Below are 19,262 nucleotides of genomic sequence, written 5' to 3' on the forward strand. Positions count from 1 at the left end.
GTACAATCATTTGCACTAAACCTGGTTTCCTTTCTGCCATCCGGTCAGAGGGAAACCAAGGTAATAGCTTAAAAATCACTTGTCCAATTTCCTGTAACTGATCAATCCTGACCCTGGTTTATTTTTAATTCTTAAAGTTACACCGTCGCTCAGCTTTGTCCCCGTCATAACGAACTTTTCACCGGTATCTTCATTAAACCATTCGTAGTTTGCCATTGGATCCAGTCCACCGGGTTTCACCACAATGGATTCCTGTTCGTTCGCAGATCGGCGAAACGCTACGATGATACCATCGTTCACATTCGGTCGGTGCAGCTGGTAGGCAAGCCACACGGCATCTCCGGTATTATCACCAATACCCGTAAGCGGGTAATAGTCGCCATAGTAGTAAGGTCGTAATCTTTTAAAATCTTTGACCGACCGCTGCATATCCGGTATCGTGACCTCATTGCCTGTTATTTTCCAGTTGAGCACCATCGCACTACTCAGGCTCGACCGGAACGTGTACGGATCTGCCTTGGCGAATACACCTGTGCCATGCAGGGGAAGATAAAAATTGAGGCCGTAGGTGTGGTTCTGATAACCATTGGGTTCACCATAATGATAATCAGTCCGCCACAATGGCGCGCTCCGTGAAGTTGTTTCCATATCCAGTCGGCGTCCTCCGCTTGCGCAATTGTCGATCAGCAATTTCGGAAAGCGTACCAACAAACTGTCCCAAAACGCGTACAATCCTTCAATGTGCCTGATCTCCGCCATTCCGATCCGATCCGGTGCATCGGCGATTTCCCAATACGGCATGGGATCCATATTGAAATCCTGCCGGTAATAGTCAATCCCGCCCTTTGAAATGAGATCGCTGATGTGATCGGTCATCCACAAACGCGCATTTGGATCACCTAAGTTAAACAAATGATCTCCTTTTTTGGGATGCGAAAGAAGAAACTCTGGATGCTCTTTTTCAATCTGAGTTCCTTTGTGCACCCGTTCAGGTTCAAACCAGACCATGAATTTCGCTCCCACCTCAAGCACGGCGTCCGAGATGGGCTTCAGTCCGTTCGGGAAACGATCTTTGTCCACGGTCCAGTTACCTACGTTTTCGTGCCACTGCCCACCTTTCTGCATACCGCAGCCCGTGTACCAGCCGGCATCCAACCAAAAAACCTCCGGCACAATCCCGAATTGTTTGTATCGCTTAACCAGGGCAATGGCGTAATCCTCGGTAAGGCAGCTGTATTCATTGCACGGAGGCGGATCACCCCAGTTGAAGCCCCCAGAAAGTGGATATTCGGCAAACTTCCCATTTATTTTTCTGGAATGGTGTGCCAGAACAAACTGCCTGAAATGATTATGTCCGATCATCCTGTCGGTGCCCTCCCAGAAAAGCATACTTACCATTGGCGTACGGATCGATTCACCCGCCAAAAGCCTCAGTTTCACACGCTCCATACCTGCCTTCAGGTTCAGACTTTTACCGTCGCTGGCCCTTTCCAGTTGTGAGAACCACTTGCCAGTCCAGCCGATACCTACCACGATACCCTTCTGACTTGCCGTTTCGACGTTGAAGAAAGGAAATGCAGACTGATCGGAAGATCTGCCCGAACCCGTGGTGAGGTATATTTTGCTTCCTGCTGCCAGCGCACTGTCTACCGCAGCGAAGTCGGCTTTTTTCGCATCCGAGCCTTTGGCATAATGCAGTGTAAATAGACCATCCTTTTTGTAATCAAATCGCTGATCAACCGCATTTACCTTCTCAATCAGGGGCGATTTGGCCGGTGCCTTATTGGTAAATTCCAGTTTCCACTCCACAGCCTGAAACTGGTGGAAACCTGTCACCCTGCACACCACTACCAATCCCGAGCTACCTTCTGAATAAGAAAATACATACTCCGAAACGTCTTCACGCTTCTTTTTACGTTCAGCGGTATACTTCCATTTTTTTATAAAAGAACCCGAATCCTTCCCTCCATATACGAATGAAAAGGGAGGTGTCTTTCCTTTGGCAAACTGTGCTGTAATCCAGGCGTCCAGTTGCCCCTTCCCAGGTTTTGGCCCCTCGTCGGCGATGGCTGAAAGGTAAGAAAACACACAGATTAGCAGAACAAGTACCTGAGCAAAAATTCCCGGAAAAAAGCGCCCGTATTTCTTTCGCAAATGATAGGTAAAGTTGAAAATCATTGGAGGTCGTTTAACAGTGGAATTTCATTCTAAGCGTATTTTCCACATTTCCTACTCAAACGGCGAACACAGGCTGTATGGTACAACCCACCCTAACCTTTACTCCCTCCCACCATTCTGAACCAAATTACCGTTTTCGTGCATGGCTACTGAGTATTCCATGATTTGAAAATAACTAAAAATCCTTAATTTGCTTTTTGAAAAAGCAACACCCCATTCCTATGCCCCATAACAAAGCCTCACGACGCGAATTTATTAAGAAAAGCACACTTGCTGGAACAATGCTGGGGATGACGGATTTTGTTCCTGATAGTTCAAAAACCAAGAATTTGAAACATATCACCGCATCAGGTTCGGCCGGAAGCATACATGTCGCTCCCCGTTATCATCGTTGGCATGTAGACCCCGGTATTGAATGGGTGGAAACCAATACTTCTTACAGCCATCTGGACTGGAAGATCCCGCTGGCTCAGACGGCCCTGGTGCTTGTGGATGTGTGGCAGCGACATTACCTGAAAGATACGGAGGAACGATCAGAGGAAATCATTGACAATAAGCTGGTTCCGCTCATCACAGCCTGCCGGAAATCAGGTATGGAAGTGATACATACGCCTTCAGCCCCCACCGCACACGCCCATCCGAACTGGATCAATCTTCCAATAAATCAGCCACGCCAATTGCATGCAGATTGGCCGCCGGCAGATTTCAGGTCGCTAAACGGGCCTTTTGCGGCCTATCGGCGCCCTACAGAGCCACGCGAAAAGGAAAGACAGAATTTGCCCACACTTCGAATTCATCCCAAAGTCGCACCCACAACAAAGGAGGCCGTAATTGCAACCGGCGATGAACTACATCTTTATTGTAAACAGAAAGGCATTCTTTTTCTATTTTTTGCCGGCTTCAATACCAACGCGTGTGTACTTAGAAACGATTACGCCACCATCAAAATGAGTGAAAAGGGCTATCAGGTCTTGTTGGTGCGTGACTGTACCACCGGAATGGAAACACGGGAAACACAAGCAACCATGAGCCAGACACACGGAGCTATCCTTCACCTGGAAATGTTTGGCCAATACTCGGTGACCTCCGACGAGATGATCGCCGGATTTAGTTGACTTTCTATTCGGCATTTCTTCTCTGTGGTCATGAAGGAGGAAGAATGGGAAAACAACTGGGATACCGAACTCAACCAACTTATACACTTCATAGTCCAGGTCAGGCATTTGGTCATTGTCTGAACCCAAACAATGACCAGCGACTGATACTCGTTTGATATTGGCACCCCGGATAAATGCAGATGCCCCAATTGATTCGCCCAACCAGTTCTCATTAAGTGTATTGTGGAGAATACAGCAACAGTCTCGTAAGAGCCTCCTTCTAAATTGTGTTTCCCGCCTGGATTTCACGAATCTTCAAGGATACTACAATACCGGAAACGGATCTACGAATTTTAGCCCTTTCTCCATTTGCACGATCTCCCCCGGGCTGCACAGGCATGCTCCGAGTTCGGCAATGATCAGATCCCTATCCAGATCCTGACCGATGAACACCAGCTCATTTTGCCGGTCGCCGAAGCGCCCCCAACGGGATTCAATAGCTTCACGATTATCCATATACGCCTGATAATGCATGCGTTGCCCCAAAGGCATAGTTGCCCACCAGACACCTGCCGACTCGGCACGGACCGAACCACCCGCCTGGCTCCAGTTCAGCGCATCATTTTGTCTTGATGCAATCCAGAAAAGTCCTTTGCTACGGATGACACCCGCAGGCCAGTTGTGAGAGATATAGTCCCAGAAACGCTTCGGATGGAAAGGGCGCACATCACGGAACACGAAGGAGCTGATGCCATACTCTTCCGTTTCCGGCACATGTCCCCCATTGTCCACTTTGCTGAGCTCCTGGATCCAGCCGGCAGACTGCTCCGCTTTTTCGTAATCAAACAAGCCCGTGTTCAGAATATCCTTTGGAGCAATTCTGCAAAAAGAGCTTTCAATAATTTTAGCAGTCGGATTCAAAGCGTTGATGATTGCGTGAAGTTCTTTCAGATCTTTCTTGGAGACCAAATCCGATTTGTTCAGGATAATCACATCTGCAAACTCGATCTGATCGGTAAGCAGGTTGACAATGGTACGTGTATCGGTTTCATCTTCATTCAGCTGCCGGCTCACAACCGTATCCTGCGAGCCAAAATCTTTGGCAAAATTCAGGGCATCCACCACGGTTACCATGCAGTCGATCGCAGCCCATTTTGAAAGATCGACCCCATTCGCTTCGTCTACGAAACTGAACGTCTGGGCAATAGGGACGGGCTCAGAGATTCCGGTGCTTTCAATTAACAAATAATCGAAACGGTTTTCCTTCGCCAGTTTCTCTACCTCCACCATCAGATCTTCGCGGAGTGTGCAGCAGATGCACCCGTTGGACATTTCCACCAGCCGCTCTTCCGTCCTGCTCAGTGTATTTTCATTTTTCACAAGCTGTGCGTCAATGTTGATCTCGCTCATGTCATTCACGATCACGGCTACTTTCAGTCCTTCCTTATTATGCAGAATGTGATTGAGCAGTGTTGTTTTTCCGGCTCCCAAAAATCCGCTCAATACAGTTACGGGCAATTTTCTCATATTCATGGTTTTTTTATATTTGCAACATAGTTGCAAATATAAAAATTAAGTATCAAATGCATCATTGTTGCATATATTTATTCCTGTATTGTTACATCATATCCGTTTTGTCGTAATATATGCAGTACCTGGGCCTTTGAGATCAGGTCAATTTGATAGGTTATTGAAAAAGTATTCTGCTCATCCGGGATTCTGCTGCTTCTAATCCCTCTGATCTTTGAGATATCACTTCTCAACAGCTCTGAATCGTAGCTTCCGGCAATATCCAGGTGCAGACTGCGATGCGATTTAAAGAACTGGAACTGCTGCTCAGCAATTTTTTGATTTTCCGTTTTAAAAGGCTCGAAATGCCCTATGACCACGGCTGTAACCGCCACCATCATTCCGATTTGATAGGATACCTTTTCCAATTGCGTGTGAAAACGGGCTCTGCCCACAAACGCCAGGGCCAGTCGTATGCCAATGAAAAGCACCATAAATAGCTGCATTCCGGTGAACAAGGCAACGTATGGCTTCAAAGCATAAAAATAGGGCACTGAGCCACTGGCAATTGCAAACAATGGCATCAGGCAGCAGGCCACATGGGCAAAAGAGAGGATTACTACAACGGATAACGATGAGATAGACTTGATAATCATAAGGTAAATAGATGAATGTTCATTCTTTTTGATAATATTTGCAACATTGTTGCATTTACATAAGTTCATTAACATGAAAGCGATTCTTTACCTGACTGTGACCATTTTCTGTTTGTCGTTAGCCGGATGCGCCAGCGGGGACAAGAAGGATATTTTAAAACAGGCTTATACGGTACATCTGGAAGCTTTCGCAATAGCGGAAGATCTGGAAAAAACCCTTCTCTCACTTCGGCAAAAGCACCAGGATTCCGTATCGGTTGTCGAAATCGACAGTTTAAATAAGTTGATCAGGCTGTGGGAAGAGGCCGTGGTAGAGGTCCCCGGTTTTGAACATCAACATGGTCATGCCGGGCATCACGATCACAAACCAGCACCTCAAATGACCGAACCGTCTATGCTTGATTATCAGATCCGTGCCAGAGAAGCCATTATATCCGTTAAAGCACAAGTTGACGCCCTCGAAAAAAAAATTGAGCAACCATGAAAACGCTTCTGTTTACAGGCCTTTTGTCCTATGTAGTACTTTTGAATCAGACAGATACTCCGATTTTGATCAATTGGAAACGGTTGACCGACGTGAAATTTGACCGAAAATTTAACAAGCAAGTAAACATGTATTTTCTATACCCCACTTTCGGTCCGGCAGTGACCGCATTAAAGGGTAAAGAGGTTCAGATCCGCGGCTATATGATACCGGTTGATGAAGAAAACAACATCTATGTTATATCGGCCCAACCCATGGCCATGTGCTTTTTCTGCGGTGGAGCCGGTCCGGAATCTATTATTGAACTGCAAATGAAAGATAAGAAATTGAGATTCAAGACCGATGCGGTTAAGACCGTCAGTGGCAAATTGCTATTGAACCCCGACAATGTTGAGCACCTCAATTATATTCTTCAGGACGCCCATTTGGTTAAATGACTGCACTACGAGAGCATACTTGACGACAGTAAACGTGATCAACAGGATGCCTCACAGCCATTCATTACAAATGATCATGACAATTTTCTTATTAGACCCTGCTCATATTTTTGGTGGGGATAACTTATATTCTTTCGCTATGTGCCTAATGTCACATAGGATATCTGATCTTTTAGATAAGTTTAGCCAATTATTGACCAGACACCTGGTTATCCCTAATGGACCTAATGATGCAATCAAGACGAAAATTCATACAATCCGGCATTTTTGCCACGGCTGCTGCTGGAAGTTCCACCTCATTATTGTTTGAGGATAAAAAAAGTATGCGCATGGAAAAGCCTGATGGTTCACAAAGCGGCACGGTAACGCTCCTACAGACCACAGACGTGCATTGCCAGCTCCATAGCCATGATGAATTGTTCTGGGAAAACGGAAAGGTGGTATTTCGGAAGACGGGAGGCTATGCCCATCTGGCCGCCGCACTGGATGCACTAAAAATGGAAAACCCGAATAATACCATTGCAGTTGACACGGGCGACATGTTTCAGGGCAGTCTGCTTTCTGTAAAAACAAATGGCCATGCGTTTGTACCGTTATTAAATGCCTTGAACTACGACTTATATCTACCCGGAAACTGGGAAGTGGTTTATTACAAAAAGAATATGCAAAAACTGATGGGGGGACTGCTCGCCCCCAAAATTTGCGCCAACATGTATCATGATATAGGTGACGGTAAAAAAGGTGAACTGATCTTTCAGCCTTACCAGATCATGCACCGCTTAGGCATTAAAATAGGATTTCTGGGTTATACCGACCCCCTTGTGCCCTTGCGACAGTCGCCGCTGTACAGCAAAGGGATTGTTTATACAAAGCCCGAAGAGAATCTCAAAAACTATGTAACGGTGCTAAGGGAACAGGAACAATGCGACTTTATTATCATTTTATCGCACCTGGGACTGTCGCAGCAGATCGCTCTGGGTAATCATCCGGATTGTGAAGGCGTCAACTACATTTTTGGTGCGGACACGCATGAAAGGATCCGCAGACCAATACAGACAAAATATACCAAAATCGTAGAACCGGGTGCCTTTGGTTCATTTATTGGCCGGCTTGATCTGAAGGTAAAAGATGGAAAAATTCAGCGTGAAGACTACGAACTGATTGAGGTAGACCCACAAAAATACCCGGCAAAAAAAGAGATCGCCGACCTGATCACCGAGATCGAAAAACCATTTAAAAAAGAAATAAACCAGATCATTGGATATAGCACGCTGCCACTGTACCGGAACTTTGTGGTAGAGAACACAATTGACAACCTGATCGTTGATGCGCTGAAAAACAAAATCAAAACGGATATTGTCCTGTCTAACGGATTCAGATTCTGTCCGCCTCTTGCGTTGGGAAAAGATGGAAAAGCAGCCATCACAGAAGGATTCCTGTACGACATGCTTCCGGTAGACGCTGTTGTCCGGACAGCAACCGCAACGGGGTTACAACTCCGGGAATGGCTCGAAAAAGAACTGCAGAACGTATTTGCCCAGGATGCCTCCAAGCGCTTTGGCGGCTGGCTGATACGTTTTAAAGGTATGCAAATAGCGTTCAAGGCTTATGAACAATTGGGCCAAAGAATCCAGCAAGTCACCGTCGGTGGAGAACCTTTGGATCCCCTTCGGGAATACACCGTCTGTGCATGTGAACGGGAAGGTGATCCCGAGGACATGCTTTGCCGCCTCAGAGGTGTTAAAAATGCCCGTAATACCGACTATACGCTGCACAGTGTGCTGAAAGAATACCTAAAAGAATATTCACCGGTATCCCCTACCCTGCGCGCTGATGCAAAGATTTTGGATGGTCCTCAAAGTTTGCTTAGCCAGGTCTCCGGCGTTGATTATCAGTTTGTGTAATATGCGAATTACCTGCCGACCCTTTTGCTTAAAAACTGGTCCAGATCCTTACCATGCAGGTTCAGAGCTATGATATACCCTTTTGGGTCAACTACCACATTAAAAGGTATTCCATCGAGTTGGTATGTTTTAGCCACTGATGATGTCCAGAATTTCAGATCGCTTACCTGTGTCCAGGGCAGGCCCAATTTTTTAATAGCCCGTTCCCAGGCATCCTTTTTACTGTCCAGAGACACTGCATAGATCTCCAGATTAGCAGCCGTTTGACCAGAGCGATGGTATTTTGCATATAATTTTTTAAGCTCAGGCTGCTCCTGGATACACGGAGCACACCAGGATGCCCAAAAATCGATCAGAACCACATTTCCTTTTAGGGATGAAAGTGACACCATTTTACCCGTCGGCGTAGGCAGCTCGATTTCGGGTGCCATGTCCCCCACTTTTATCGGTGTTTGAGCCAATGATCTTTCCTTGTTCAGGAAAAAGAGCAGACATGCAAAACCGATCAACAACTTAACATTGCGCATTTCAAATACTTTTATTGTACCGGATAATTCTTATCAATCCAGTCCGTTTTGATATTCTTCGGAATATTCAACAGCCTCGTATTTTTAAAACCCATCTGCTTCACTTTGGAAAATGCAGGCCGGATGTTAGGACAGCGGTCAAACGGGCAACAGCCACAATAGATAACCACCTCCCGGTTTTTGTCCACTTTTGAAAGCAAATTTTCGAGTTTCTTTATATTGGGCTTTTCGCTACCCGGGCCCACGTCCACTGAACCCTTAATGACCGCCTGTGGACCTATGTTAAGGACAAGTGGCATCGGTTTCTTACCCTGTTCAATGTGGTCTGCCAATAACTTTGGCGGCATTAGCTCAGAAGCACTCCAGGGTTCTTTGGGCGTTTGCGCCTGGGATGAGAGCGAGATAAACATCAGCACGACGATGACATACACTAATTGTAGCTGTTTCATAGGGGTTTAATCAATTACTATTGTTGTAATTCAGGTGGATCAAAAAAGTGCATTTTTAATGGCTAACATCCTGATAACAGACGCTTTACCCTGATGAATATTACCTTCCTTCAAAACGAGCTCTTCTTCCTGAAGGTAAGTAATGGTTAATTCCTTAAACAAAAATCCGATTTCTTCCTTTGAGGAAAGAAAATCAATATCCTTCGGACCACCAGATTGGTATAGCGCCTGATATTCAAGCTGTCTCGGAGAAAATCCTTCAAAAATAATCGTGCCGCCGGTATGGAGCCGTGCGATCACATTTGCTGTAAATAAGATCCTTTCACGTGATGGAAAGTGGGCATAGATCAACGCAATACAATCATAACTTTCATTTTCAAGAACAACATCCTCAAGAGCGCCGACTCTGTAATCTAACGATACATTATTGTTCCCGGCTAGCAGCAGAGCTTTCTTCTTGGCAACTTCACTGGTATCAAATGCAGTTACATGCCAACCTTCAGTAGCCGCAAACACAGCATTTCTACCTTCACCTTCGGCCGGCAAAAGTAATTTTCCAGGCTTCAGCCCATGCAAATTCTCTGCAAACCACACATTTGGCGCTGTCCCGTAGATATATTCGTCGGTCGCATAACGCTCATCCCAAGACTGATTCATTTTTACGTTAAAATAAGGTCGGGAATTTTTATTAAACCAGAAAAATTCTAGGGATGCAGCATGGCCCATCCCTGCTGCTGACGAATAATGAGTTCGCCATTGCCACTGGGAACAAAGGATATAAAATCAAAGAGCTCATCTTTGCTGATTTTGCGCTCTCTGAGTGTATTTTCACACTGTGCCAGAATAACGCCCTTTGCCTGTAATGCCTTTAACTGCGCTTCATAAGGACCGTCTTTTTTGAAGACAGCCACGCCTCCTCCATGGACAACAAGCTCTGCTTCAAGTTTCCCTTTCAGTCGTGGATCCTCCAGTGCGTTCATTACGTTTTTCATGGTGGCTTTGATGACCTTCTCATCGTCACTATTGAGCTGGTAGACAACCTTGTACAACTTTTTATCAGCCACAGCCCCGTGGAACTCGGCTGGGTTAAACCCCTTAATCTGAGCATTGACGCCAACTGAAAGCAGTAAGGAGGCTGCAAATAAAACGGAAGCGATCTTTTTCATTTTTAGATAATTGAATGATTGTTATTTAACTGCTCTGGCCGCTGCAATGGGCTTGAAGGGCCCATATTTATGTTGCTTTTCCGGAAATGCATCGGAATAAGGCCCAAATGGAAAGTCTATTGGTTTCTGAGATAGATTTTTCCAGTCCAGCGCCTGATCCTTGTGAGGCCGTGGCTGTGTATTTACAAATGCCGCCAGGTCCCAGGCCTGCTCATCGGTTAGGATAGGATTTTCATGACTTGTTCCGAATGGCATATTATCCTTTATAAAGCCAGCGAAGGAAGCAACCCTAAAAAGCCCGGCCCCATCGTTATAGCTTCGGTTTCCCCACAGAGGCGGGTACACAAACGATTTCCCATCCGGTTGCATTGCCCCTTGCCCCTTCGCCCCATGACAGACCGCACACTTTTCCTTATAAAGTACGCCACCTGCTTTTGGCTCGGCTGCCCGCTCAAGGTAAGCAAGTTTACTGATTCCGGCATCTTTGGGAACAACGCCTTTCGGCACGCCCTTCCCTACCCATTTCATATAAGCCACCATTGCCTTCATTTCTTTACTGGAACTATCAGGCTTTTGCCCGTTCAGGCTTCTTTCAAAGCAGTCTGATATCCGTTTCACGATCGTCTCCGTGCTTGCAGATCTTGCCCGGTACTTGGGATAGGTTGAGTAAACTGCGGTATAGTTATTGCCCATTGGCTTGGTTCCTGCATCCAGATGACAATTCTGGCAATTCATCCCATTCGAAATATGCATCACGCTGCCCTTCGGCCCCAGATATCTGGATGTATTGGCGATCAGATCTTTACCATATAAAATCAATTTCATTGCATCGGCTGTGTCTTTAACCGCCAGAACTGGCTCACCTGTCTGAGCTTTCGCATTCAGGTGATTGGTGCCAAATTTACCTGAACTGAAAACACCCGGAAACATCACAATAAAAATGGTGCTACCTAAAAAAGATGTAATGACTATCATCAGCGTGCGGCTCATTCTCTTGGCTATACCCGATTTGTTTTTCAGTAAATTATTCATAATCTACATCCCAAGCTAATATTTTATGGGAATTAATCGTCCCAAACTGCTTTGTCAAATGTCATCCAATCATCAAACAAAATTGGTGACTTTTGTCACAAAGCACTAAAGAGCCAACTTACTGATCATATCCACCAGCTCCGGACTGTTATAATCCGCCGCTCCTTCCTGACGGTAAACCATTTTTCCTTCCTTATCCAGGATCACTGTGGTGGGAACCGCCCCCTGCATAAACACGGGTGGTATCTGGCCAGCCGGACTCACTACTTGCAAATCGTAATGGTGCTTTTTCATGAAACTGTCCGACTTCAGATCATTCCCATCTACATCAACCATTAAAAAAACGACTTTTGGGTTATCCCTGAATTTGCCATACAAAGCATTGATCGAGGGCATTTCTGCAATACAGGGAGGGCACCAGGTGGCCCAGAAATTGATAAACACGACTTTCCCTTTCAGGGAGGCCAGATCAACCGTTTTACCGTCACCCTCCCGGAAATGAACATTCGGTAAAGTTTCTGCAGAAGCTGTATTGGGCTGTTTGTCAATTTTGGGCTGGAACAGGCCTACCTTCATCAGCGTCTGGATTGTCCATGCTTTCACTTCAGGGCTAATGACCATGGCCGCTAAAAATATAACCATCACAGCCGTAATGATATTGGATACTGAAAACCATTTCTTTTTCATAACTATTTATTCTGATTGGTTTTAAACGTTTTTTAGAACCTGCGGTTCGCAGCCCTAAGACGCTTTTGCACCGAGCTGAATTGTTTCACGAACAAGTTCCTGAATTGCAACTGGCCGATCAATCTGTTCTTGAACGCCATGCAGTTTGCTTACGAGATTGTTGTTGAATTCTTAGGTAATGTAAGCGTTACGGCAACATCAACGAGATAATTGGCTGATCCGTTGTTGAATACTAGGTCGAACGGGTTTGCCCGTTATTTACCACGCAGTCCAGCACCCTGGTATAAGGAAGACCGCCCTCAACTGATCACCAGCAACACCAGCGCAGATGGGCTGAACTTTACCTTATCGACTGAGCTGTGAGTATTAGCTATTGTACACCAGTTGCTGATCAAATCCTTTAATGTGCTCGCCGATGTCCAATACGGGTACATCTTTTCGGATCAAAGAAGCGATCAGCGAACTGCCAATGGCGCTCCGGTAGCCGCCTGCACAATGTACAGCAATGGGTTTATCAAGAGGTATTTCAGCGATCCTGCTTTTTATATCAGCAAACGGGATGGCGATACTGTTGCTGAAAATCTTATTGGCCGATACTTCCGATCCGTTTCTGACATCAACAATCGTATACTGGTCCTGATGTTCTTTAAAATTTTCTAGATCCAAAAGCGGCATTGTCTGTTCGCCACCTTTTGACACAAAAGCCTCCCTGATCCTGGTTTCGTACCCGATGGATGCCGTGCGCCCTATAAGCCTCTCCAAAGTTTCTATATCCTGTGCAGCCAGATAAAATTCCTCCGAAGGATCTATCATGCTTCCCAGCCAGGTCTCAAACTTGGTTCCATCCATGATATTGATCGATCTGGCCAGATGGCCCTTTTTGAATTCCTCCTGACCACGGCTGTCTACAACCCAAACACCCGGCTCCAACTGACGCGCTTTGGAATCAGTCACTTTTACCCTGCCAGTACTTTCCATAAATCCGGACGCACCTTTTTTATTCAGTTCAACATCGAAAGGAAAATAGGCCGGGATAATAGGCTGGTCGGACGTCAATTCATTTACAAAAGCCTCTTCACTCATGGGTTGAAGTGACCAGTTCTCCGCCTTTTGCTCACCCATCGTGCTGCTTGCGGCATCACTCAGCGCTTTTCCGCACAACGTGCCCGCTCCATGTGCCGGATATAGGATCACATCATCAGGCAAAAGCATCAGTTTGTCACGTAGAGAATGATACATTTTGGCTGCCAGTTTTTCTCTCTGCGCATCCATATTTCCGCCAGACTCTCTCAAATCCGGGCGGCCGCAATCACCAATGAACAGCGTATCTCCGCTGAATAAATATTTTGGCACACCATCATGTTCTAAAAGAACCGATATACTGTCATACGAATGGCCGGGCGTGTTGATGGCCTTCAAGACAATCTTTCCAAAAGCCAGCAAATCTCCCTCGTCAAAGGGTGTCAGATCATATTTAGCCTCAATTTTTTTACTCGCATAAATGGCCGCACCGGTTGTCCGAGCTATTTCCAGATGACTGCTCACAAAATCGGCATGGGAATGCGTTTCAACAACGGCGATAATCTCAGCCTGATTCGCTTTCGCAAAATTGTAATAAGGCTCAGGGTTACGCCCCGGATCGACTAATACGATCTTTGATTCACACTCACTCAGAATGGCATAACTATAATGTGCAAGAAATTTATCTTCAAACTGTCGGACCTTCATAAAATACTTTTTTCAATTAAGCTGTTCCTTTTAAAATTTTATTCCAGTAGAGCCATGGAAGTACTTTTGTCTTTAGCAGCCACATACTGTATCTTTCCCTGGCCTGGTTGAAGGGAAACGTTTCCATGGGATTGTTGTTGTAGTCAAATTCGGCCAGAACCAGCTTGCCGTAACCAGTGATCAACGGACAAGACCCGTACCCGGTATATACCTGCCCCGGAGTCTGTCCCTGCATAAGTGCCAGCAGGTTTTTGACCAGAACGGGTGCCTGCTTACGAATGGCTGCGCCCGTTTTGGAGTTGGGTGTACTGCCCGCATCGCCCAGGCCAAATATATTCTTGTAACGGTTATGCTGCAAGGTATCCTTATTCAGGTCCACCCAGCCAAGAGGATTACCGCTGACTGCCAGAGGGCTGTTTTTTATAAAATCCGGAGCCGATTGCGGCGGGGTCACATGCAGCATATCAAATTTCTGAATCACCTGCCGGGTTTCGCCATCCTGAGTTTTCGTTTCAAAATAGGCCAGCTGGTTTGGCCCGTCTATTTCTGTCAGGTTGTGGTTAAAATGGGTGTGTATCCCATAATTTTCCACCACGTGGTTTAGCACATCAGCATATTTTTTCACCCCAAAAATAACACTACCACCGGTGTAAAAGTGCACCTCGGACCGCGGCAAAAGACCCTGTTTTTTAAGGTGATCCGAAGCCAGGTACATGATCTTTTGTGGAGCTCCGCCACATTTGACCGGCGTGTTGGGTGCCGTGAAAATGGCTTTGACCGGGCGCTTGATGGAGCGCAACGTTTGCCAGGTATAGGGTGCCGATTCAAACGTATAATTACTGCACACCCCAAACTGACCCAGATTTTCCCTGAGCCCCTTAATTTTGCCCCAGTCCAGCTGGATACCTGGTGCTACCACCAGATAATCGTAGGTAATTCTGCCACTCACTGCACAGATAAGTGCGTTCTGGTCTGGCTCAAAAGTCACGACCCGATCTTTGATCCAGTACGCCTTTTCCGGAATGCAGTCTGACTGATCTCTGACCGTTTTGTTTACATCATACGCACCTCCACCCACCAGGGTCCATGCCGGCTGGTAATAGTGTTTTTCGGACGGATCAATGATGCCGATATCCAGCTTATTATCCTGATTCAACAATCGGGCAGCCACTGAAATGCCCCCGTTACCGCCCCCGACAACCAAAATCTGAAAGTGATTTTTCATAAAGCTACTTGTTTGATTTGTTCGTGTGAAGACCGAATGAACGGTACAAAGGGCAAAAACCTATAAAGCTTTTGAGGATAAAAATTCCGGTCACAAACAGCAGAATAAGCGCAACAGTGCCAGAAATAATGTGGGTAAAATAAAGGATCACAATCGCCACCGCAATCAGCCTTGGAAAAACCCGTGCAAATCTGTTCATTTTCATTGTCGTTGGTTTTGGTTTAAGTACACCAAAACTACCAATGAGCTGATCGGTTCCTGGTGACTTATGTCACATAGACCAATATAAATATTTCAAAATAAAATATAGACCTTCCAATTTGACAGCGCGACCTGTTTTTATTTTGGTTCCGTATGACGCTATCGGAATGTTGGAGAGATAAAATTTTACGGATAAGGACTGATATCCTTTTGACAGCCTATTGTGTACAAAATATGTGGAAACGCATCGAGGCAAAATTATTACAGCACATGATCTCATGCGTAATCCGGATGTATGCCGGTTATAGAAACGGGAAAAACCGGGAAGTGCGACTGCTATACTGGCTGTAATGATCATAAAACGCCATGAGCATGGTCTCCTCGTATTTTGATTTAAAATAAAAAAGCAGCCAAAGAGCCCCACTGATGATGAGCTTTGTGGCATCACCAGCCAGCAGCCCATATCCGGCAGCAGCCAGAATAATACCCGAATAAATGGGATGCCGTATGTATCGGTAAAGCCCGGTGGTAATGAGTTGGCCGTTCGTTACGGGTGACGGAAAGGGGGTCAGGCTTTTTCTGATCTGATACACCGCTGTGAGTATGATGAGCAGCCCCGAAAACGCCAGGAGCAGACCAGCCACCTGGCCTAACCTATCGACTGGAAAAACAAATAATTCCGGCATAAATACATACAGGCCAAACAACGCCAGCTGAATGCTTACAAACATGATGTCTTTTGTTTTTCTCATAACGAACAGATTACAGCCCTATGAACTCATGGATAATAATGTACCAACGAAGTGCCCAAAAACCCATTTAACCTGATCCGGGAAAAGCTTTGTCTCCATTAGATTGCGTATAACAGTGCAGCGTTGGATACGATTCCTTTGCGCAAGTTTTGCAGGTACCGGCCAGCCCCAAACTGATTACCGGCATGCTGGAAATACAGGCACCTTCCTTTCCTTAGAGCATTTTACTTCGTTGTTTAAAGCTATACGGAGTACATTTTACTATTTTCTTGAATTGTTTGTTGAAGTTACTCATATTATTAAAGCCATTGTCATAGCAGACCTCACTTACACTTACGTCATCCCCTTCCAGCAACTGTTTGCAAGAGTTACCTATTCGGATTTCATTGACGAAGCTGGAAAAGTTTTTCTTAGTACGGTTTTTAAAATACCGGCAAAAGCCCGAATAACTCATCATGGCCAGGTCGGCTATTTCTTTACTTGAAATGTCTGTTTTATAATTGTTCATTACATATTCAAATATGGCATTGAGCCGGTCATTATCCCGGTCGTTCTGGCCTACAAACCAAGAGCTGGAAAGTAATTTATATTCTGTGGAATTGGCCATCATGAGCAAGAGAGACAACAAATTAATGAGACGGTCCATGCCCTGCAGATCCAGCATGGCTTTCATGCTCTTATTGATTTGCTGTGATGTTTTTCCATAAAATTGAATACCCATCCGGCTTTTTTCAAAGAGTTGCTTTATGATTTGCATTTCAGGAATATCACAGAATTCCTTTCCCAAAAATTCTTCACGAAAATGAATGACCAAAGCGCCACCAGAAGAAGCAGGATCATCCTTATGATACCAGTGAGGCAAATTCGGGCCTAAGAAGTCGACCTGACCTACCGAATAATCGGACACATGATTCCCTACAAATCGTTTACCGTTCCCTTCAATGATCAGCGCCAGTTCATACTCGGTATGAAAATGCCAGGGTGTTTCAAAATAAGGGGTTACAAACTTGTCCGTAACGAAGGAGGACAAGTCGGAGAGTGGTAATTTTTGAATCTGAGGCTTCATTTATGTCGTCTTAATTGATCGTAAGACAAACAAAAAATATATCAAAATATACTAATATATTTTAAATATTTCAATTTCAATGTCAAAAAAGTGCATTTTTTTGCCACAAAAGTACTAGTTGAAGGTAGTTTTATAAATGATATTTGCCATGTAAATAATACACTGACAATCCTAATCCCTTAACCAACAAATTATGAACAATTCAGAATCAGAATCCCTGAAAGCACAATACGACAGGGACGGGTATCTGATCCGGAAAGGTGCCTTCGATCCCAGGGAAATTGAATTACTGTATGGCCTCGCGGTGGGTGATAATGTCCTCCTCAACAATGCGTTGGACCTTAATGACCAGTCAGGAAAGCGGACCAAACTTACTTTATGGTTTACACCGGGTGATGATGCATACGGCCTGTTAACACGCAGTCAGAAGACGATAGACATCGTAAAAGAGCTGCTGGGCGAAGGTGACGTCTGTCATTTTCACTCCAAGCTCATGCAAAAGGAACCTAAGGTAGGCGGTGCATGGGAATGGCACCAGGATTACGGTTACTGGTATAAAAATGGTTTCCTTTACCCCGATGCAATGATTAGTGTAATGATTGCATTTACGGAAGCAACAAAGGAAAACGGCTGTCTGCAGGTACTGAAAGGCTCACACAAAATGGGTCGGCTGGAACATCATTTTGTCGGCGAACAGCAGGGGGCAGATGCACCCTTTGTGGAAGAAGCTTTAAAGTTCTGTGAAAAAGAATATGTACTACTGGAACCAGGAGATGCATTATTCTTCCACAGTAACTTACTGCACATGTCGGAGGCCAATCTTTCCGATAAACCAAGGTGGTCGATTATTTCGGCCTATAACCTAAGCTATAACAAGCCCTTCAGAGAAGCAAACCCCTCGTGCATAACGCCTGTGAAGACTGTGCCGGCTGGTGCGATTTTAGCCTCAAATGCATCCGGGTTATCCGAAACCACCGATTTTTTAAAGAAAGAAAATGAAATTACCCTTAACCTAAAAGATGAACAGCATGGATAAGCCTATCAGCCTTGATCTTGATTATCTCCCGCATTTGCCTCAGGATAAGGCGATGGGAATCGGCTGCATCGGATCCGGATTCATCATGGCGGATTGTCACCTGGTGGCTTATCGTAACGCGGGATTTAATCCGGTAGCTATTGCTTCACGCAACCGTGCGAACAGTCAGGCTGTTGCAGATCGTCATGGAATCAAAAAAGTTTATGACACTTATCAGGACTTACTTAAGGACCCCTCGGTAGCCATTGTGGACATCGCAGTACCTCCTCAGTTGCTACTGGAAGTTGTGCAGGAGACGGTAAAATACGCAGGGCGGATTAAGGGGATACTTGCTCAAAAACCAATGGGTACCTGTTTTGCGCAGGCACAGGAAATTGTAAGGTTATGTGAAGAAGCAGGAATTACCCTGGGTGTGAATCAGAATATGCGATACGATCAGTCCATCCGCGCCTGTAAAGATCTGCTCAACAAAGGCTATCTGGGCAAGCCGGTGTTTGCTTCCATTGATATGCGGGCCATTCCTCACTGGGCACCCTGGCAGAAAGAACTCGGCTGGGCAACCTTACGTACCATGAGCATTCATCATCTGGATGCCTTTCGCTATTTATTCGGTGATCCGCAGCGGATATTTGCCAGCGTGGCAGAAGATCCAAGAAGTGTCTCTGCATTTGATCACGAAGATGGCATTGCATTGTATATTCTGGAATATGCCAATGGTTTTCGGGCATCGGCATGGGACGACGTCTGGACTGGCCCTGCAAGGGAGGGTTCAGAAAGCGACATATATATTAAATGGCGTGTAGAAGGTACCGAGGGAATAGCCATGGGCACCATTGGCTGGCCCTCCTATCCTTCTCCGACCCCCAGTACACTGGATTTCACCACCACCAGGCAGCCTGGCTATTGGTTCAAGCCCCGGTGGAAAGAAGTGTGGTTTCCTGATGCATTTGTAGGTCCTATGGCTCAGCTGATGTGTGCCATTGAAGAAAACCGGGAACCCGAAATCGGGGGTAAAGACAATTTAAAAACCATGGCGCTGGTAGAAGCCTGTTACCTATCATACAAACAGCACCGGGCCATCTCACTGGATGAGCTCTTAGTCGGGTAAAAATAAATTCAAAACTTACT

Annotated in this window: 20 protein-coding genes; 6 read left to right on the forward strand and 14 right to left on the reverse strand. The window is 45.6% G+C overall.

Features of this window, described 5'->3' with window-relative positions:
* Positions 1–75 precede the first annotated feature (75 nt).
* Positions 76–2,178 (reverse strand): glycoside hydrolase family 36 protein, encoded by a 2,103-nt coding sequence (locus DYADSP32_RS06665; protein WP_149243453.1) that lies wholly within the window; start codon positions 2,176–2,178, stop codon positions 76–78.
* Positions 2,179–2,399: 221 nt separating this feature from the next.
* Here DYADSP32_RS06665 and DYADSP32_RS06670 point away from each other — a divergent pair, with 221 nt between their 5' ends.
* Positions 2,400–3,293 (forward strand): cysteine hydrolase family protein, encoded by an 894-nt coding sequence (locus DYADSP32_RS06670; protein WP_149243452.1) that lies wholly within the window; start codon positions 2,400–2,402, stop codon positions 3,291–3,293.
* Positions 3,294–3,599: 306 nt separating this feature from the next.
* Here DYADSP32_RS06670 and DYADSP32_RS06675 read toward each other — a convergent pair whose 3' ends face one another.
* Both DYADSP32_RS06675 and DYADSP32_RS06680 read right to left on the reverse strand, forming a co-directional pair.
* The gene (locus tag DYADSP32_RS06675) at positions 3,600–4,802 is read right to left on the reverse strand and encodes a GTP-binding protein (RefSeq protein ID WP_414617577.1); all 1,203 of its coding nucleotides are present in this window, start codon (positions 4,800–4,802) and stop codon (positions 3,600–3,602) included.
* A gap of 77 nt (positions 4,803–4,879) precedes the next feature.
* Positions 4,880–5,440 (reverse strand): hypothetical protein, encoded by a 561-nt coding sequence (locus DYADSP32_RS06680; RefSeq protein ID WP_149243450.1) that lies wholly within the window; start codon positions 5,438–5,440, stop codon positions 4,880–4,882.
* Between the two features lie 73 nt (positions 5,441–5,513).
* Here DYADSP32_RS06680 and DYADSP32_RS06685 point away from each other — a divergent pair, with 73 nt between their 5' ends.
* From DYADSP32_RS06685 to DYADSP32_RS06695, 3 genes are all read left to right on the forward strand, one after another.
* Positions 5,514–5,924 carry a hypothetical protein gene (locus DYADSP32_RS06685; RefSeq protein ID WP_149243449.1) on the forward strand — a complete coding sequence of 137 codons (411 nt, stop codon included), beginning with the start codon at positions 5,514–5,516 and terminating at the stop codon, positions 5,922–5,924.
* Positions 5,921–6,361 carry a DUF3299 domain-containing protein gene (locus tag DYADSP32_RS06690; RefSeq protein ID WP_149243448.1) on the forward strand — a complete coding sequence of 147 codons (441 nt, stop codon included), beginning with the start codon at positions 5,921–5,923 and terminating at the stop codon, positions 6,359–6,361. Before DYADSP32_RS06685 ends, DYADSP32_RS06690 begins: the two co-directional genes overlap by 4 nt.
* Before the next feature lie 227 nt (positions 6,362–6,588).
* Positions 6,589–8,265, forward strand: a complete 1,677-nt coding sequence (locus DYADSP32_RS06695; protein WP_414617578.1) for a bifunctional metallophosphatase/5'-nucleotidase — start codon at positions 6,589–6,591, stop codon at positions 8,263–8,265.
* Positions 8,266–8,273: 8 nt separating this feature from the next.
* Here the strand turns inward: DYADSP32_RS06695 and DYADSP32_RS06700 are convergent, their stop codons facing one another.
* The 11 genes from DYADSP32_RS06700 to DYADSP32_RS06750 all read right to left on the reverse strand — a co-directional run bounded on the left by DYADSP32_RS06700 (position 8,274) and on the right by DYADSP32_RS06750 (position 17,098).
* Entirely contained in the window at positions 8,274–8,792 is a 519-nt protein-coding gene (locus tag DYADSP32_RS06700; protein ID WP_149243447.1) for a TlpA disulfide reductase family protein, read from the reverse strand.
* A gap of 11 nt (positions 8,793–8,803) precedes the next feature.
* Positions 8,804–9,241, reverse strand: a complete 438-nt coding sequence (locus DYADSP32_RS06705) for a rhodanese-like domain-containing protein (protein ID WP_149243446.1) — start codon at positions 9,239–9,241, stop codon at positions 8,804–8,806.
* A 39-nt stretch (positions 9,242–9,280) separates the two neighbouring features.
* A complete protein-coding gene (locus DYADSP32_RS06710) occupies positions 9,281–9,898 on the reverse strand; it encodes a methyltransferase domain-containing protein (protein WP_149243445.1) in 618 nt (205 codons plus the stop codon).
* A 47-nt stretch (positions 9,899–9,945) separates the two neighbouring features.
* Complete coding sequence (locus tag DYADSP32_RS06715) at positions 9,946–10,407, reverse strand: DsrE family protein (protein ID WP_149243444.1); 462 nt, start codon at positions 10,405–10,407, stop codon at positions 9,946–9,948.
* A 21-nt stretch (positions 10,408–10,428) separates the two neighbouring features.
* Positions 10,429–11,439 carry a c-type cytochrome gene (locus DYADSP32_RS06720; protein ID WP_414617579.1) on the reverse strand — a complete coding sequence of 337 codons (1,011 nt, stop codon included), beginning with the start codon at positions 11,437–11,439 and terminating at the stop codon, positions 10,429–10,431.
* Positions 11,440–11,544: 105 nt separating this feature from the next.
* Positions 11,545–12,126, reverse strand: coding sequence for a TlpA disulfide reductase family protein (locus tag DYADSP32_RS06725; RefSeq protein WP_149243443.1), 582 nt, complete (start codon positions 12,124–12,126; stop codon positions 11,545–11,547).
* 366 nt (positions 12,127–12,492) lie between these two features.
* Positions 12,493–13,854: an MBL fold metallo-hydrolase gene (locus tag DYADSP32_RS06730; protein WP_149243442.1), complete on the reverse strand. Its 1,362-nt coding sequence runs from the start codon at positions 13,852–13,854 to the stop codon at positions 12,493–12,495.
* Between the two features lie 16 nt (positions 13,855–13,870).
* Positions 13,871–15,079, reverse strand: coding sequence for an FAD/NAD(P)-binding oxidoreductase (locus tag DYADSP32_RS06735; protein ID WP_149243441.1), 1,209 nt, complete (start codon positions 15,077–15,079; stop codon positions 13,871–13,873).
* Positions 15,080–15,083: 4 nt separating this feature from the next.
* Positions 15,084–15,284: a DUF2892 domain-containing protein gene (locus DYADSP32_RS06740; RefSeq protein ID WP_149243440.1), complete on the reverse strand. Its 201-nt coding sequence runs from the start codon at positions 15,282–15,284 to the stop codon at positions 15,084–15,086.
* Between the two features lie 298 nt (positions 15,285–15,582).
* Positions 15,583–16,032, reverse strand: coding sequence for a methyltransferase family protein (locus DYADSP32_RS06745; protein WP_149243439.1), 450 nt, complete (start codon positions 16,030–16,032; stop codon positions 15,583–15,585).
* A gap of 214 nt (positions 16,033–16,246) precedes the next feature.
* The gene (locus DYADSP32_RS06750) at positions 16,247–17,098 is read right to left on the reverse strand and encodes an AraC family transcriptional regulator (protein WP_149243438.1); all 852 of its coding nucleotides are present in this window, start codon (positions 17,096–17,098) and stop codon (positions 16,247–16,249) included.
* A gap of 193 nt (positions 17,099–17,291) precedes the next feature.
* Between DYADSP32_RS06750 and DYADSP32_RS06755 the strand changes: the two genes are divergently transcribed.
* On the forward strand, positions 17,292–18,134 hold the full coding sequence (locus DYADSP32_RS06755) for a phytanoyl-CoA dioxygenase family protein (RefSeq protein ID WP_149243437.1): 843 nt from the start codon (positions 17,292–17,294) through the stop codon (positions 18,132–18,134).
* Entirely contained in the window at positions 18,127–19,242 is a 1,116-nt protein-coding gene (locus tag DYADSP32_RS06760; protein ID WP_414617580.1) for a Gfo/Idh/MocA family protein, read from the forward strand. Before DYADSP32_RS06755 ends, DYADSP32_RS06760 begins: the two co-directional genes overlap by 8 nt.
* Positions 19,243–19,262 lie beyond the last annotated feature (20 nt).

The sequence above is a fragment of the Dyadobacter sp. 32 genome (assembly GCF_902506755.1).
Taxonomy (GTDB): Bacteria; Bacteroidota; Bacteroidia; order Cytophagales; family Spirosomataceae; genus Dyadobacter.

Excerpts from the sequence above, each read along its gene's own strand:
- DYADSP32_RS06665 (WP_149243453.1), bottom strand. The coding sequence starts at position 2,178 with ATGATTTTCAACTTTACCTATCATTTGCGAAAGAAATACGGGCGCTTT.
- DYADSP32_RS06670 (WP_149243452.1), top strand. The coding sequence starts at position 2,400 with ATGCCCCATAACAAAGCCTCACGACGCGAATTTATTAAGAAAAGCACA.
- DYADSP32_RS06675 (WP_414617577.1), bottom strand. The coding sequence starts at position 4,802 with ATGAGAAAATTGCCCGTAACTGTATTGAGCGGATTTTTGGGAGCCGGA.
- DYADSP32_RS06680 (WP_149243450.1), bottom strand. The coding sequence starts at position 5,440 with ATGATTATCAAGTCTATCTCATCGTTATCCGTTGTAGTAATCCTCTCT.
- DYADSP32_RS06685 (WP_149243449.1), top strand. The coding sequence starts at position 5,514 with ATGAAAGCGATTCTTTACCTGACTGTGACCATTTTCTGTTTGTCGTTA.
- DYADSP32_RS06690 (WP_149243448.1), top strand. The coding sequence starts at position 5,921 with ATGAAAACGCTTCTGTTTACAGGCCTTTTGTCCTATGTAGTACTTTTG.
- DYADSP32_RS06695 (WP_414617578.1), top strand. The coding sequence starts at position 6,589 with ATGATGCAATCAAGACGAAAATTCATACAATCCGGCATTTTTGCCACG.
- DYADSP32_RS06700 (WP_149243447.1), bottom strand. The coding sequence starts at position 8,792 with ATGCGCAATGTTAAGTTGTTGATCGGTTTTGCATGTCTGCTCTTTTTC.
- DYADSP32_RS06705 (WP_149243446.1), bottom strand. The coding sequence starts at position 9,241 with ATGAAACAGCTACAATTAGTGTATGTCATCGTCGTGCTGATGTTTATC.
- DYADSP32_RS06710 (WP_149243445.1), bottom strand. The coding sequence starts at position 9,898 with ATGAATCAGTCTTGGGATGAGCGTTATGCGACCGACGAATATATCTAC.
- DYADSP32_RS06715 (WP_149243444.1), bottom strand. The coding sequence starts at position 10,407 with ATGAAAAAGATCGCTTCCGTTTTATTTGCAGCCTCCTTACTGCTTTCA.
- DYADSP32_RS06720 (WP_414617579.1), bottom strand. The coding sequence starts at position 11,439 with ATGAATAATTTACTGAAAAACAAATCGGGTATAGCCAAGAGAATGAGC.
- DYADSP32_RS06725 (WP_149243443.1), bottom strand. The coding sequence starts at position 12,126 with ATGAAAAAGAAATGGTTTTCAGTATCCAATATCATTACGGCTGTGATG.
- DYADSP32_RS06730 (WP_149243442.1), bottom strand. The coding sequence starts at position 13,854 with ATGAAGGTCCGACAGTTTGAAGATAAATTTCTTGCACATTATAGTTAT.
- DYADSP32_RS06735 (WP_149243441.1), bottom strand. The coding sequence starts at position 15,079 with ATGAAAAATCACTTTCAGATTTTGGTTGTCGGGGGCGGTAACGGGGGC.
- DYADSP32_RS06740 (WP_149243440.1), bottom strand. The coding sequence starts at position 15,284 with ATGAAAATGAACAGATTTGCACGGGTTTTTCCAAGGCTGATTGCGGTG.
- DYADSP32_RS06745 (WP_149243439.1), bottom strand. The coding sequence starts at position 16,032 with ATGAGAAAAACAAAAGACATCATGTTTGTAAGCATTCAGCTGGCGTTG.
- DYADSP32_RS06750 (WP_149243438.1), bottom strand. The coding sequence starts at position 17,098 with ATGAAGCCTCAGATTCAAAAATTACCACTCTCCGACTTGTCCTCCTTC.
- DYADSP32_RS06755 (WP_149243437.1), top strand. The coding sequence starts at position 17,292 with ATGAACAATTCAGAATCAGAATCCCTGAAAGCACAATACGACAGGGAC.
- DYADSP32_RS06760 (WP_414617580.1), top strand. The coding sequence starts at position 18,127 with ATGGATAAGCCTATCAGCCTTGATCTTGATTATCTCCCGCATTTGCCT.